The 13,217-nt window shown below is 72.9% G+C and carries 13 protein-coding genes; 3 read left to right on the top strand and 10 right to left on the bottom strand.

The window, feature by feature from the left end; genetic code table 11:
- Positions 1–47 precede the first annotated feature (47 nt).
- From EV386_RS05465 to EV386_RS05420, 10 genes are all read right to left on the bottom strand, one after another.
- Positions 48–443, bottom strand: a complete 396-nt coding sequence (locus tag EV386_RS05465) for a sodium:proton antiporter (RefSeq protein WP_130413045.1) — start codon at positions 441–443, stop codon at positions 48–50.
- Positions 443–1,357 carry a hydrogenase subunit MbhD domain-containing protein gene (locus EV386_RS05460; protein ID WP_130413043.1) on the bottom strand — a complete coding sequence of 305 codons (915 nt, stop codon included), beginning with the start codon at positions 1,355–1,357 and terminating at the stop codon, positions 443–445. The genes EV386_RS05465 and EV386_RS05460 overlap by 1 nt, the downstream gene beginning before the upstream one ends.
- Positions 1,357–1,644, bottom strand: coding sequence for a cation:proton antiporter (locus tag EV386_RS05455; protein ID WP_130413041.1), 288 nt, complete (start codon positions 1,642–1,644; stop codon positions 1,357–1,359). Before EV386_RS05455 ends, EV386_RS05460 begins: the two co-directional genes overlap by 1 nt.
- A complete protein-coding gene (locus tag EV386_RS05450; protein WP_130413039.1) occupies positions 1,637–1,900 on the bottom strand; it encodes an MrpF/PhaF family protein in 264 nt (87 codons plus the stop codon). Before EV386_RS05450 ends, EV386_RS05455 begins: the two co-directional genes overlap by 8 nt.
- Positions 1,891–2,370, bottom strand: a complete 480-nt coding sequence (locus EV386_RS05445) for a Na+/H+ antiporter subunit E (protein ID WP_130413037.1) — start codon at positions 2,368–2,370, stop codon at positions 1,891–1,893. The genes EV386_RS05450 and EV386_RS05445 overlap by 10 nt, the downstream gene beginning before the upstream one ends.
- Positions 2,367–4,007, bottom strand: coding sequence for a complex I subunit 5 family protein (locus tag EV386_RS05440; protein WP_130413035.1), 1,641 nt, complete (start codon positions 4,005–4,007; stop codon positions 2,367–2,369). Before EV386_RS05440 ends, EV386_RS05445 begins: the two co-directional genes overlap by 4 nt.
- Positions 4,008–4,119: 112 nt before the next feature.
- Positions 4,120–5,553: an acyltransferase family protein gene (locus EV386_RS05435; protein ID WP_130413033.1), complete on the bottom strand. Its 1,434-nt coding sequence runs from the start codon at positions 5,551–5,553 to the stop codon at positions 4,120–4,122.
- A 207-nt stretch (positions 5,554–5,760) separates the two neighbouring features.
- Positions 5,761–6,600 (bottom strand): MarR family winged helix-turn-helix transcriptional regulator, encoded by an 840-nt coding sequence (locus EV386_RS05430; protein ID WP_130413031.1) that lies wholly within the window; start codon positions 6,598–6,600, stop codon positions 5,761–5,763.
- A gap of 123 nt (positions 6,601–6,723) precedes the next feature.
- Positions 6,724–8,232 (bottom strand): helix-turn-helix domain-containing protein, encoded by a 1,509-nt coding sequence (locus EV386_RS05425; RefSeq protein WP_130413029.1) that lies wholly within the window; start codon positions 8,230–8,232, stop codon positions 6,724–6,726.
- A gap of 76 nt (positions 8,233–8,308) precedes the next feature.
- Positions 8,309–9,466, bottom strand: coding sequence for an acyltransferase family protein (locus tag EV386_RS05420; RefSeq protein ID WP_207216477.1), 1,158 nt, complete (start codon positions 9,464–9,466; stop codon positions 8,309–8,311).
- A 243-nt stretch (positions 9,467–9,709) separates the two neighbouring features.
- Between EV386_RS05420 and EV386_RS05410 the strand changes: the two genes are divergently transcribed.
- The 3 genes from EV386_RS05410 (at position 9,710) to EV386_RS05400 (ending at position 13,203) form a co-directional block, all read left to right on the top strand.
- Positions 9,710–11,185: a basic amino acid/polyamine antiporter gene (locus EV386_RS05410; RefSeq protein ID WP_130413025.1), complete on the top strand. Its 1,476-nt coding sequence runs from the start codon at positions 9,710–9,712 to the stop codon at positions 11,183–11,185.
- A 31-nt stretch (positions 11,186–11,216) separates the two neighbouring features.
- A complete protein-coding gene (locus tag EV386_RS05405; RefSeq protein WP_130413023.1) occupies positions 11,217–12,452 on the top strand; it encodes an arginine deiminase in 1,236 nt (411 codons plus the stop codon).
- Positions 12,453–12,573: 121 nt separating this feature from the next.
- Positions 12,574–13,203 (top strand): hypothetical protein, encoded by a 630-nt coding sequence (locus EV386_RS05400; protein WP_130413021.1) that lies wholly within the window; start codon positions 12,574–12,576, stop codon positions 13,201–13,203.
- The last annotated feature ends 14 nt before the right edge of the window (positions 13,204–13,217 follow it).

Below are 13,217 nucleotides of genomic sequence, written 5' to 3'. Positions count from 1 at the left end.
CTGGCGGGGAAACGCGCCTGGAAGGTAGGCCGCGCCGCGCGCGCCGGTCAAGGGGCCGCGGTCGTCGTCCCATCAGTCGGACGTCCCTCACGGATGGCCTTGGCCTGGTCCCAGTCGAGCGTCTTGTGCTCGCGGTAGTGGTTGAGGATGAGCACGAGGCAAACCGCCTGGACGGCGACGCCGATCACGACCGTGGTGATCATCAGCGCCTGCGGCACGGGGTCGGCCGCCCCCGCCACGGTCTGCGCGGACATCGGCGCGACGTGGTCGAGGCTGGAGCCCATCGTCACGAACGCGAGGATGACCGCGGTGTTCATGATCGACACCGAGATCACGCTGATCATCATGTTCTTGCGCAGCACCAGGCCCGCGAGGCCGACGAAGAACAGGATCACGGCGACGTTGGCGCCGTTGAGCCACGACAGGTCGAGCAGCCCGTCCATCAGGCCTCCCTCGCGAAGTACAGGAACATGATCGACAGCCCGCAGAACACCTTGACGCCCAGCAGTCCGTTCATGGCGAGCACGAACGGGACGTAGGCGTCCGGCGCCGTCTCCCGCAGCCCCAGGAACACATACAGCCCGACGCTCAGCACGAACACCACGAAGATGACCTTCTCGAGCGTCTCGAGGGCCTTGGTGCTGGCGGGTCCGCGGACGCCGATGAGGTAGCGGGAGACGATGACGGCGGCGAGCAGGCCCGCGCCCTGGAACCCGCCCCCGGGGGTGTAGGGGTCGCCGACGATGAGCGACAGCCCCACGATGATGAGCACGGGGGTGAGGATCTGCAGCGCCTTGACCACCGTGGGGTGGCGCGCCGTCAGCGATCCGTACCCGGCCGGCGACGGCCCGCCGGCGTCGTCGCGCAGGTGCATGACGCCCAGCACCGCGACCAGCAGCATGAGCGCCTCAAGCACGGTGTCGAACACGCGGTAGTGCAGCAGGACGGATGTGACCGGGTTGACCAGGCGCGGCGAGTCCAGGTAGGTCGTCATGACGGCCTCGCGCAGCGCCCCGACGCCGGCCGGCGGCGTGGCGGCCGTCAGGTACAGCACGAGCGCGCACGCGCCCACGATGACCAGGTCGGCGCCCTTGCGCCGCCAGACCATCTTCCCGATGCCCGGCACCGTGATGTCGCCGTAGTGGCGGATGGCCAGGATCAGCAGCACCGTGCCGAGCGACGAGGCGACCACGGCCTCGGACACCGCGACGTCGGGCGCGTGGTAGAGCAGGTACGCCAGTGACGCCCACAGCCCGAACACGCCCGAGGTGATGATGGCGTGCTTGAGGCATGAGGCGAACACCGCGCGCACCGCGAACACGATGAGGAACACGAAGACGATCTGGTCGAGGCCCATCACTCGCCCCTGCGGCGTCTGCGCGCGCCCGCGGCCAGCGTGCTGGTCACCACGGGGTTGACGATCAGCACGAACGCGAGGATGAGCAGCGCCTTGGCGCTGAGCCAGCTCACCCCGCTGCGCACCACCGCGCCCAGCACGATGACGATGAGGCCGACCGTGTCGATCTTGGCGCCCGCCAGGAGTTTGAGGTCGAACTCCTTGAACCGCACCAGGCCGACGAGCCCGAGCACGACGATGGCCACGCCGATCCCGATGACGACGTCGCCCACGATCTCGTTAGTCAAGGTCGCTCCCCCGTCCCGCCATGTAGTCGGCCAGCACGAGCACCCCGACGTAGCTCAGCAGCGTGTACACCAGGGCGATGTCGAGGTAGAAGCTCTGCCCGGTCACCAGCGCGAGGACGATCACGAGCATGTTGACCTTGCCCGCCACCAGGCAGTACCCCAGCAGCCGGTTCCACGGGTCGGAGCCGCGCAGCACGATGACGCCGGTGAGCACGGAGGCGGCCACCAGGACGAAGCTGACCACCGTCAGGAACACGTCTCCTCCTTGCGCAGCCGGGCGACCGAGCGCTCCAGCCGCAGGCACGAGGCGCGGGCCGTGGCGACGTCGTCGACCGTGAGCACGGTGATGCGCGCACCGTCGCGGTCCACCGCGACCGATCCGGGCGTGAGCGTCATGCTGTTGGCCAGCAGGAACAGCAGCAGGTCGTCGCGCAGCGCGCTCTCGTACACGAACTCGGTCACCTCGGCGCGCCCCCTCACGATCACCACCGCCATGCCGTAGGCCGCCACCGTCATCTCCCGCAGCAGCACCCCCACGTAGCGCAGCGTCGCGAGCGGGCTCAGGAACACCGTCGTGTAGTCGACCCCGAGCAGGCGGTTGGTCAGCACCAGCGTGCCGACACCCACCACCAGGCCCGAGACGAGCACGACCGGGCTCACGATCTCGACCATGACCACCCAGATCGCCATGAACGCCAGGACGACGGGGACCGAGCGCCGGATCATCCCGCCACCCCCCGCGTGGCGATCGAGCCCGCGAGCGCCGTCGCCGCGAAGAACACCGTCAGCGCCAGGCACGCGTACGGCAGCGACAGCGTGCGCGTCAGCGGCGCGCGCAGGCGCCGGGCCGCGGGGCCCAGGTAGCGGTGGGCCAGCAGCGCGACGGCGATCGTGGCGGCGAAGGCGGCGGCCTTGGCCGCCGTCGTGCCCGCCGAGACGGCCACGTCGGCGCCCAGCAGCAGGTGGGCCGTGGGAACGGCGAGTACGCCGGTCGCCAGGCAGGCGAGCGTGAGCGCGACGACGACGCCGACCTTGGCCCCCTGGCCGAGCCGGACCGCCCGCGTGGGCGCGGGCGCGGCGGCGGGCGCGAGGGGCGGGGGCGGGGTCCCGAAGAACATGGCGCAGTACCTCACGAAGACCAGCGCCGTGCCGATGTTGACCACCCACACCGCGGCCTCGACCCACGTGCCCGCGGCGCCGGAGGCGATGAGGTCCTTCGACCACGCGCCGCCGGTGAACGGCGCGCCCAGCATGCCGAGCACCGCGACCGCCGAGAGCGCGGTGACCAGCGGCATGCGCCGGGCGACGCCGCGGATCTCGTCCAGGCGCACGGAGCCGTAGCGGCGCCCGATCGCGGCGGCCGTCAGGAACAGCGCCGACTTGGCCAGCGCGTGGTTGGCCAGGTGCGCGATCGCGCCGCCCGACGCGGCGGCGGTCCCCGCGGCCAGGCCGAGCGTGACGAGCCCGGCCTGCGAGACGGTGCTGTAGGCGAGCAGCAGCCGGATGTCGCGCTGGGCGAGGGCTTTGGCGGCGCCGGCCACGCCCGTGACGAGCCCGACCACCGCGAGGAACCCGCTCACGTCGAGCGCGGGGGCGAACAGGTCCACCAGGCGCGCGACCCAGAACAGCGCGGCCGTGACCAGGACGCCTGACATGAGCATGAGCACGACGGTCGGGGCGCCGGGGTTGGCGTACGAGCGCGGCACGAACGAGAACAGCGGGAACAGCCCGGCCTTGAGCGCGAGCCCGGTGACCATGAAGGCGAACGGCGCCACGAGCGCGCGCCCGTCCACGCCCTGGCCGACCATCGCCGCGATCTCGGTGACCGACAGCACGCCGAAGACCCGGTAGAGGTAGGCCAGTCCGAACAGGAAGAACGTCATCGCGACGATCTGCACCATGAGGTAGTACAGGCCGTCGTAGGTGTTGCGCCGGTCCCGCTTGAACATGACCAGCAGGATCGTGGTCAAGGTCGCGACCTCGAACAGCACGAACAGGTTGAAGACGTCGTCGGTCAGCAGCACCCCGGCGACCAGCCCCTGCAGCACCAGCAGCAGGAGCAGGAGTCTGTTGTCGAAGTAGGGCTCGCCCAGCGCATGCGCGAGCGCCGCGGTGACCAGCACGACCGTCAGGACCACGAGCGCGAGCGCGGCACGCTCGCCGCGCAGCGCGATGTACACGAACCCGTCGCCGCCCCCGAGCACCTCCAGGGTGGGGCCCTCGCGCACGGTGCGCGCCAGCAGCGTGACGGCGCGCCACGCGAGCCAGCCCTGACCGGCGAAGGCCAGCGCCTTGGCGGGCGCCGTCGGCGCCTTGTACAGGGCCACGCCGAGCAGGACGGGCAGCAGCACCAGCGCGACCATCGTCCTCCTCCGTCTCGGCAGCGCCCAGCGATGCCGTCGAGGATGCCGAGGGCAGTGGTGTCGGGGGCGCCGCAAGGGGAGGCCACCGCCGCCCCCGGTCTGCCGCCTGAGCCTAGTCGCGCGCGGCGCTGATCACCCGCGATGGTCCGGACGTGCCCCGCCGACCGGCACACGCGGGCCTGGTCGGGGCGGTCACGGCGTCGGCCTCGACCCCGCGGCCGCGCGCCGTGCGCGCCAGACGCAACATCGCGGCCGCGCCCAGCACCAGCGCGAGCGCGCCGGTGGGCACGACGAACGGGCCGTGGGGGCCGCGGCCTGCCGAGGCGAGCCAGTACATGCCGAGCGCCGCCGCCCCGTAGGCGCCCAGGACGACGGGCAGTGTGGCCAGCGGGCCTCGCGGCGTCGCGGCAGTGGCGCCCTGGGCGAGCTTGCGGGTCAGCGTCCGGGTCTCGATGCGCCCGAACACCGCCACGAACACGGCCAGCACCAGGCTCAGCGTCGCGAGCCACGGCACGCGCCCGAGCCACCACGCCGCCGAGTGCACGTCCGAGGACGGCAGCATCCCGACGGCGTCGAGCAGCATCGCACCGACGAACGAGGCGACCATGTGCCACAGGTACACCGTCAGCACCGTGGCGTTCATCCCGAGCACCGCGGCCCAGGGACGGCGTCGGGCCAGCCACCGGTCGGCCGGCCCCGCGACCAGCACGGCCAAGGCCACCTGCGCGGCGGCGAGCGCCATGAGCGCGAGCGAGGGCGGCGACGGGTTCTGGATCGCGGCGCCCGGCACCGAGACCATGCTCACGGGGTAGGGGCCAGGGCCGGTCAGCAGCACAAGCGCGGTCACGGCGCCGGCCAGGAGCACGGCCGCGCGGGCGCGCGTCAGGCGCAGCGAGCCGTCCCGCCACGCGAAGCCGAGCTGGTGCACCGCGAGCCATGCGAACGCGAAGTTGCCGGCGGCGCCGAGCTCGACCCCGGTCGACAGGCGCACCACATCGCCGAGCACGACGCCGACCAGGAGCACGGCCGGGACCGCGAGGCCCCAGCGCTCGTGCAGGCGGTGCATCGCGGGGGTCAGGGCGATCAGCGCGAGGTAGACGACCAGGAACCACAGCGGCAGCACCACGAGTTCGACCACGCGCGCGACGAACACGGCCGGCGCGCCCGCCCAGCCGGCCACGACGGCGCCCACGGCGGTCGTGACCAGCAGCGCCGTCACGGGTGGGAACAGGCGCGTGCTGCGGTCGAGCAGCCACCCCGCGGCGTCGCGGCCCCGGTCACGGGCGCGGGTCCAGGAGATCGCGTTGGAGACTCCCCCGACCAGGAAGAACAGCGGCATGACCTGGAACACCCACGTCAACGGGTGCAGCACGGTCAGGTGCGGCAGCGCGGTGAAGCCCGTCAGGAGCCCGTCCGCGCCGCGCTCGACGGTCATGACCAGCCAGTGGCCGACGACGACGGCGCCCATCGCGAGCGCGCGCAGCAGGTCGACGTGGCGGCGGCGCGTGGCTGGGGTGCGTCGGGCCAACTCGGCGATCGTCGGCATGGGCGGTTCCCCTCATCGCTCGGCGAGGCGGCGCGACGGCGGCGCGCGGCGAGGTCCTCGTCGTGGCGCCCAGTCTCGGGCGTGCGAAGGCCGCCGCGGTCGGCCGGTGCGGGAAACGCGCACGCAGGTGCGTGGTTCCCGCGCCGAGGCGGCACGCGGCGGCCAGGTGGGGGCCCTCGCCCGCGTCAGCGGACGAGGGCTGGTCGGTCAGCGACGGGGGCCGTGGCCCTCGGGCCGCGGGCCGTCGTGCGGGCCGTGCGGACGCGGGCCCTCGTGTGGGCGCGGGCCCTCGTGCGAGCGCGGGCCGTCGTGCGGGCGCGGCCCCTCCGGGGCCCACGGGCCACGCGGCCCCGGGCCGCCGGGCCACGGGCCGAACCCGGGGAACCCGCCGCGGCCAAAGCCGCGCCGTCCGCGGCCGAAGCCCTCACGGGGGCTCCAGCCCTCGCGGTCCGGCCACTCTTGCTCGACCGTGTCGAGGATGCGGGCGAGGTATCCGGAGAGGCTGGACACCTCCTCGTCCTCGAGCGCGTCGAGCAGGTCGTCGGTGGTGCGCTGGTCGTGCGTGGCCTGCTCGGCCGCCTTCCCGGCGTCGGTGAGCCGGACGACGACGACGCGCTTGTCCTGCGCGGACGGCTCGCGTTCGACCAGGCCCTGACGCTCCAGCTTGCCGAGCAGTTCGGCGAGCGCCTGGCGGGACATGCCCAGCAGGAAGGTCAGCTCGCGCTGGGTGGTCTCGGGCTGCAGTTTGAGCAGCGCGAGCACGCGCCCTTGACCCTGGCGCGGGTCGGCCCACGGGGCGCCGCGCCCGGCGCGCGCCTCGCGGCGCAGCAGTCGCATATGCAGGACGCCGACCATGGCGAGCCGCTGGGCGGCCTCCTGGCGGGCGTCGGGCTCCGCGGCGGCCTCGCCGGTCGTGTCGTCCAGGGTGTCGTCGGTGCAGTCGTCGGTGTTGTCGTCCAGGTCGTCGCCGAGGTCGTCGGCGAGGTCGTCCAAGGGGGTTCGGTCGAGGCCCTCGTCGTCGGGGCGGGGGGTGATGGGGTGATTCATGATGAAGTCCTCAGGGGTGAGTGCGTCTATCTGTCAGGTACCTGACATCAAGGGTGCGCCATGCGGCGCACTTCTGTCAAGTACCTGACTGTCGCGTGCCTGACGAACTCTCCCGTCGACGGACTACGGGGTCACCGCGCCGACCGACTCCCCGGCTGTCGCGCGCTGGCGCAGCACCCGGCTCACGGTGGCTCGCGACGCCGAGACCCGGGCCGCGATGTCGCGCTGCGCCAGCCCCTGGTCGGCGAGGTCACGGATGAGCCTGTCGCGCTCGACCGCGCTCGGCGCCGACGACACGGCCGGAGCCACGCGCTCGGGCTCCCGTGGGGCACTCCCCTCCACGACCTCAGCACTCGCGCCATCGTTCGCACGGGCACGCGCACCGGCACCGACCTCAGGTTCGACCTGAGGGTTGGCCCCGGCGTTCGCGTCAGCGTTCACCTCGACCGTCCGCGGCGCGCCGACCTCGCCCGCCGTGGGCGGCGTCGCCACGGCCCCATGCGCGACGAAGAAGGCGGAGCGTTGCGCGGCAGCTCCACCGAGCAGAGGGTCGGCGTCCCGCACCAGGTCGAAGAGCTCGACCCGACGGGTGTGCCCCGTCTCGGGCAGGGGCTCGGTCCACGCCTCGGCCGTCGCCATCGGCGCGGCAGCCCGAGCCTCGCCCTCGCCCTCAACCTCAACCTCAACCTCAACCTCAACCTCAGGGTCGTCGGACGCGGCGAGCGCCTGCGCGAACGCCTCGGCGAACGGCTCCGACGACGCGGGGTCGGCGGCCTCTCCGTCGTCGGCCCTCTGGCCCGCGACCGCCGCCTCCTCCACCGGCGCCGGCGCCACCGGCGCCTCGTCGGTCACCGCGGCGAGGTGGTCCGGCGCGACGCCGTCGTCGTGCCGCGCGGCGCTCACCCCGCGCTGCGCTGACGTCGCTCCGATCAGGTCGAGTCGGCTGCCGTGCCGCTCCGCGGTCTCCAGCCTCTCGACCCACACCTGCATGCGCTGCTCGAAGTCCTCGACGGTCAGCATGCGCAGAGCGCTGTCGCGCGCCGCGATCTGGCGCCGGTGCGCCGTACGCACCTTGCGCATCCCGGCGCTGTCGCCGCGGCTGTCGACGCGCGCGTCGCGCCACAGCTCAAGCGCGGTGACGTACTGGTGCACCCGGTGCTCGCGCCGCCGCTCCTCAAGCGTGTGCCCGGTGACCAGGTGCCGCTCCCCCACCAGCGCTAGGTGCCACATGAGCGCCGCGACCAGCGGCGGCACAAACCGGAACGCCACCATGTACGGCGTCGTCTCGTCCGGCACGGCGATCTGGTGCAGCGCCGCGAACATGCCCGACGTCCCGGACAGGATCCAGGTGAGCGTCAGCAGCACGCCGTACGGCCGCCCCTCCAGGGCGGCGTTGCGTGCCAGGAGGGCGACGGCGACGAGGCTGACCTCGAGGAACCCGGCCAGCCCGAACGCCTCGATGCGCGACATGTGCGCGACCTCGAGCCCGAACAGGACCATGCCGCTGTAGGCCAGGGCGGTCGCGATGGTCGCGGCGAGGACGACGGCCACCATGGGCAGATGCCGACCCCGGTAGCGCACCGGCCCGTCAGGCGTGTGGGACTGGCGAGCGGACAGATCGGACAGAGACACGAATTCCTCCGGAATGTGGTGATCGGCGCATATACCACCATCCCGACGAACTGCACGTCAATGTCGCTCCAGGCGCCTACCGTCGTCGCACGCGGGCGCCTACCGCCAGAATCCCGGCGAGCACGAGGCCCGGTCCCACCACCCACACCGGACGACCGAGCCACCACGCCGCCGTCGGCTCCGCGCTGAGCGTGTGCCCGGTGCGCTCGTACAGCCACAGGAACGCCACGAGCGCCGTCATGTGCCACACGAACACCGGCATGGCCAGGCCGTTCGCCGCCACGACCACGCGCCACGGACCTGGTCGCGACAGCCACGCGGCGAGCCACGGGCGCGCGAGCAGCGCCAGGCCGAGTTGGAAGACCGCGAGCGCCACGATGGGCGCCGTGGTGGGGAACATATTGCTGACCCCCTCACCCGCCACCGCCACCATCGAGCGTGAGTACGGTCCCAGGCCCGTCAGTGCGACGAGGCCCGTGAGCCCCACCGCCGCGACAAGCGCCGCCGTGCGCCGCCCGCCCCGCAGCAGCGTGCCGTCGCGCCAGAAGTAGCCGAGCTGGTGGACGAGCACGAAGACCGCGAGCGAGCCGACCCACCCGACGACAGGGGCGCCCCAGCCGGGCCCAAGCCGCACCGCGTCGGCGGCGAGCACCACGGCGGCGAGCGCGACCGGCGCACGCCAGCCCCAGCGTCGGTGCAGCCGCACCGTCACGGGAACCAGCGTGATGACGACGGCGTACACGCCCAGGAACCACAGGGGCGCCAGCACGGCCAGCCCCCAGCGCAGGACGCTGGGCCGGCCGGACGCGAGCATGACGAGGTCGAACGCCGCCCAGCACGCGGCCCAGGGCGCCACGGGCACGAGCAGCCGGCGCAGGCGCCGCCCCACGAACAACCCCGCGCCACCGCCGTCGCGCTCGACGGCCTGCCACCCGGCCAGGTTGGCGTAGCCCCCGACGAAGAAGAACACCGGCATGACCTGCAGCACCCAGGTCGCCGCCCAGCCGCCGGGGATGTCGCGGATCGGGTTCGGCATGGTCAGCGCGCCGTCGGCGCCCCAGTGCGTGAGCGACAGCGACCAGTGCCACAGCACCACGACGCCGATGCTCACCACGCGCAGCAGGTCGACCACGCGGTCGCGGCCCGCGGGCGTGGCGGCCACCGCCACGTCGAGGGCGGACTCGGGACGCCCGCGCGGGCCGGTCCCCCGCACACGCGGTCGTCGATCGCTCACTGTTCCTCCGCTGGTTCGGTCGCCGGGCCGGCGCGGGAGTCCAGTCTGGCGGGGCGCGGGCCGACGAGCACACCGGACGCCGGGTAGCCAGGGCGGATGTGCGTGGTTCCACACAACCTCGCTGGTTGAGCCCGTCGAAACCGGGCCAAGTGATCGGGCGGTGGTTTCGACGGGCTCAACCACCGGCGGCGGCTCAACCACCGGGCGCGCCCGACCACCGGGCTCAAGGTAGCGTCCGAGGTCATGACCAGCGCCGACCGCGCGGCCGCCTCCGCCACCCGCGCGGCCACCGGGCTCGCCCTGCCGACCCTGACCGCCATGGTCGTCGGCTCGATGGTCGGCGCCGGGGTGTTCCAGCTTCCGGCCCGCTTCGCGCGCGAGACCGGCGTGTACGGAGCGCTCATCGCCTGGGCCATCGCGGGGCTGGGCATGCTCAGCCTGGCCCTGGTCTTCCAGACGCTCGCCGTCCGCAAGCCCGACCTGGACAACGGTGTGTACGTCTACGCGCGTGAGGGCTTCGGCGCGTATCCGGGCTTCCTGGCGGCGGTGGGCTTCTGGGCGTCGGCCTGCGCGGGCAACGCCTTCTACTGGGTGCTCATCATGACGACGGCGTCCCAGCTCTTCCCCTCGCTGGAGCCGGTGCTGGGACACGGTGACACCCCGGCGGCGTTCGCGGTCTCGGTCGTCGCGGTGTGGGGCGTCTTCGCCCTCATCCGGCGCGGCGTGCGCGAGGCCGCCGTCGTCAATCTGGTCGTCACGATCGCCAAACTGCTGCCGCTCGGGCTGTTCCTGGCGCTGGCCGTGTGGGCGTTCGACGCCGAGGTGTTCGCGGGCAACCTCACGGGCGGCTACGACGTGCCGGGCGGTGAGTCCCTGTTCCTGCAGGTGCGCGGCACCATGCTCGTGACGGTGTTCGTGTTCCTCGGCATCGAGGGCGCGAGCGTCTACTCGCGCTATGCGCGCTCGCGCCGCGACGTCGGGCGCGCCACGGTGCTCGGCTTCGTCTCGGTGCTTGCCCTGTTCGCGAGCCTGTCGATCCTGTCCTACGGCGTGGCGCCCCAAGCCCGCCTCGCCACGCTCCCCCAGCCGTCGGCGGGCGGCGTGCTCGAGGCCGCGGTCGGGCCGTGGGGCGGCGCGCTCATCCGCGTGGGGCTCGTGGTCAGCGTGCTGGGCGCGTACCTGGCCTGGCAGCTCTTGGCCGCCGACGTCGTGTACGCGGCGGCCTCCGACGGCGACCTGCCGCGCCATCTCGCGACACTCAACCGGCACGGCGCGCCCCAACGCGCCGTGTTGTGGACGTCGGTCCTGGTCACCGCGATCCTCTTCGCCGTCCAGTTCGCGGCCGACACGCTCGACTTCGCGCTCGACCTGACGGCCGCGCTCGCCCTCGCGCCGTTCGCGCTCGCGAGCGCGTATGCGCTGCGCATCGCGTTGCGCGGCGACGGGTACGACGGCGTCGCGCCGCGCACCCGCGCCCGCGACCTGGCCGTCGCCTGCGTCTCGACCGCCTACACGCTGTTCCTGGTCTGGGCCGCGGGATACGTGTTCGTGATCCTGGCGGGCCTGCTGCTGACCCCCGCCACGCTCCTGTACGCGGTGGCCCGGCGCGAGAGCGGGCAGCCCGTGTTCACCCGGGCGGGGCGCGGCGTCTTCTGCGTCGTCGCCGCGTGCGCGCTGGTCGGGCTCGTGCTGCTCGCCACGGGTACCGTGCAGATCTGACCGTCCGCCACCCCGGCCCCAGGGAGTCACCGTGTCTCTAGCGCCCTTCGGCGTCCACTCCGAGGTCGGCAAGCTCAACACCGTGCTCGTGTGCCGCCCCGGCCTGGCGCACGAGCGCCTGACGCCCCGCAACAACCACGACCTGCTGTTCGACGACGTCCTGTGGGTCGCGAACGCGCAGCGCGACCACGCCGACTTTGTGCGCCAACTGGGCGAGCGCGGCGTCGACGTCCTGGAGTTGCACGACCTGCTCGCGGCCACGCTCGCCGTGCCGGGGGCGCGCGAATGGCTGCTCGACCGCAAGATCGTCGCCAACGAGGTGGGGCTGGGCCTGCTGGCCGACACGCGCGCCTTCCTGGAGTCGCTCGACGACGTCGCGCTCGCCGAGTACCTCATCGGCGGCCTGTCGGTGCGTGACCTGCCCGCCGACCTGCGCTCGGCCCGCGTGACGCTCGCGCGCGAGTCCGGGGTCGGCGAGTACCTCATGCCGCCGCTGCCCAACACGATCTACACGCGCGACACCACCTGCTGGATCTACGGCGGCCTGACCCTCAACCCGCTCTTCTGGCCCGCGCGGCACGGTGAGACGCTGCTGATGAAGGCCATCTACGAGTTCCACCCGGCCTTCGCCGGCTCCACGGTCTGGTGGGGCGACCCGGAGCGCTCGTGGGGCCGGGCCACACTCGAAGGCGGCGACGTCATGCCGATCGGCAACGGCGCCGTGCTGATCGGCATGAGCGAGCGCACCTCACGCCAGGCCGTCAGCCAGGTGGCCGCGACGCTGTTCGACGCCGGCGCCGCCGAGCGTGTCGTCGTGGCGGCGCTGCCCAAGATGCGCTCGGCCATGCACCTCGACACGGTGCTGACCTTCGCCGACAGGGACCTGGTCACCTACTACCCCGACATCGTCGACGGCATCGCGTCGTATTCGCTGCGCCCCGCCGACGCCGGTGGCCTTGAGGTCACCGCGGAGTCCGCTCCGTTCGTCGACGTCGTCGCCGACGCCCTCGGACTTGCGCGACTGCGCGCCGTCGAGCCCGGCGGCGGCTGGTATGCGGGAGAGCGTCAGCAGTGGGACAGCGGCAACAATGTGGTGGCCGTCGAGCCCGGCGTCGTGTTCGCCTACGACCGCAACACCCACACCAACGCCCTGCTGCGCGAGGCGGGCGTCGAGGTCGTCGAGATCGTCGGCGCCGAGCTCGGCCGCGGCCGGGGCGGCGGGCACTGCATGACGTGCCCGATCTCGCGCGACCCGGTCGACCTGTAGCCCGCACCCTCCAGCGCCGGCGGCGTCGATGGTTGCCGTGCGCCACCAACCTCCGAGTGATAAGACGGTTTCGAACCTCAACTGCGGGCAGGTGCCCGTGACAGCGCCGCGAGGAGCAACCGTGGGCACGACGGGTCGATCGTCCAGCTATCTCAAGGCGGCCGTGTGCGCCGTCGCGTCGGTGACGATCCTGCTCGCCGGAGGATCCACCTACGCCCTGTGGTCGCAAGAGGGCACGGTCGACGGCGGCGAGGAGACCATCACCGACGGCGCCTGGGAGTGGTCCGCGCAGGTGGGCGACATCGCGTGGTTCGACACCTCCCCCGAGCTCGACGCCGGGGACGACCCGGCCACCTGGGGTCCCGCCGACCAGGGGTGGGAGAACACCTGGACCGGGCCGTGGGACGCCGAGGTCGGCGGGTTCCCCATCGACCCGGCCACGTTCCACATCGTGCCGGGCGACACCATCACCGGCAGGTTCACCATCGAGGCGGCGGTCACCGACCTCGACGGGCAGAACCTGCGCGCGCAGCTGACGGACGCGGCCTACGACGGCGCGGTCAGCGCAGGTGATCCGCTGCAGGTGGTGGGCGACACGCTCGACGTGACCGTCAACGAGGGTGTCGCCACGGCCACGGTCGAGGTCACGTTCCCCGACGACCCCTCGAACGACTATGAGAGCCAGGCGGGCGGGTCGTCCGTCGTGTCGCTGGGCGACTACTCGATCACGATCACACAGGTGCGGCCCTGACGGGCTCGGTGACC

The sequence above is a fragment of the Xylanimonas ulmi genome, from assembly GCF_004216535.1.
Lineage (GTDB): Bacteria > Actinomycetota > Actinomycetes > Actinomycetales > Cellulomonadaceae > Xylanimonas > Xylanimonas ulmi.
Note: the sequence above shows the minus strand (reverse complement) of the source record. Positions and strands in the feature narration are given on the sequence as shown.

What these genes read in the sequence shown, in the direction of transcription:
- EV386_RS05445 (WP_130413037.1), bottom strand. Translation starts at nt 2,370, where the DNA reads ATGATCCGGCGCTCGGTCCCCGTCGTCCTGGCGTTCATGGCGATCTGG.
- EV386_RS05430 (WP_130413031.1), bottom strand. Translation starts at nt 6,600, where the DNA reads ATGAATCACCCCATCACCCCCCGCCCCGACGACGAGGGCCTCGACCGA.
- EV386_RS05410 (WP_130413025.1), top strand. Translation starts at nt 9,710, where the DNA reads ATGACCAGCGCCGACCGCGCGGCCGCCTCCGCCACCCGCGCGGCCACC.
- EV386_RS05460 (WP_130413043.1), bottom strand. Translation starts at nt 1,357, where the DNA reads ATGGGCCTCGACCAGATCGTCTTCGTGTTCCTCATCGTGTTCGCGGTG.
- EV386_RS05440 (WP_130413035.1), bottom strand. Translation starts at nt 4,007, where the DNA reads ATGGTCGCGCTGGTGCTGCTGCCCGTCCTGCTCGGCGTGGCCCTGTAC.
- EV386_RS05465 (WP_130413045.1), bottom strand. Translation starts at nt 443, where the DNA reads ATGGACGGGCTGCTCGACCTGTCGTGGCTCAACGGCGCCAACGTCGCC.
- EV386_RS05435 (WP_130413033.1), bottom strand. Translation starts at nt 5,553, where the DNA reads ATGCCGACGATCGCCGAGTTGGCCCGACGCACCCCAGCCACGCGCCGC.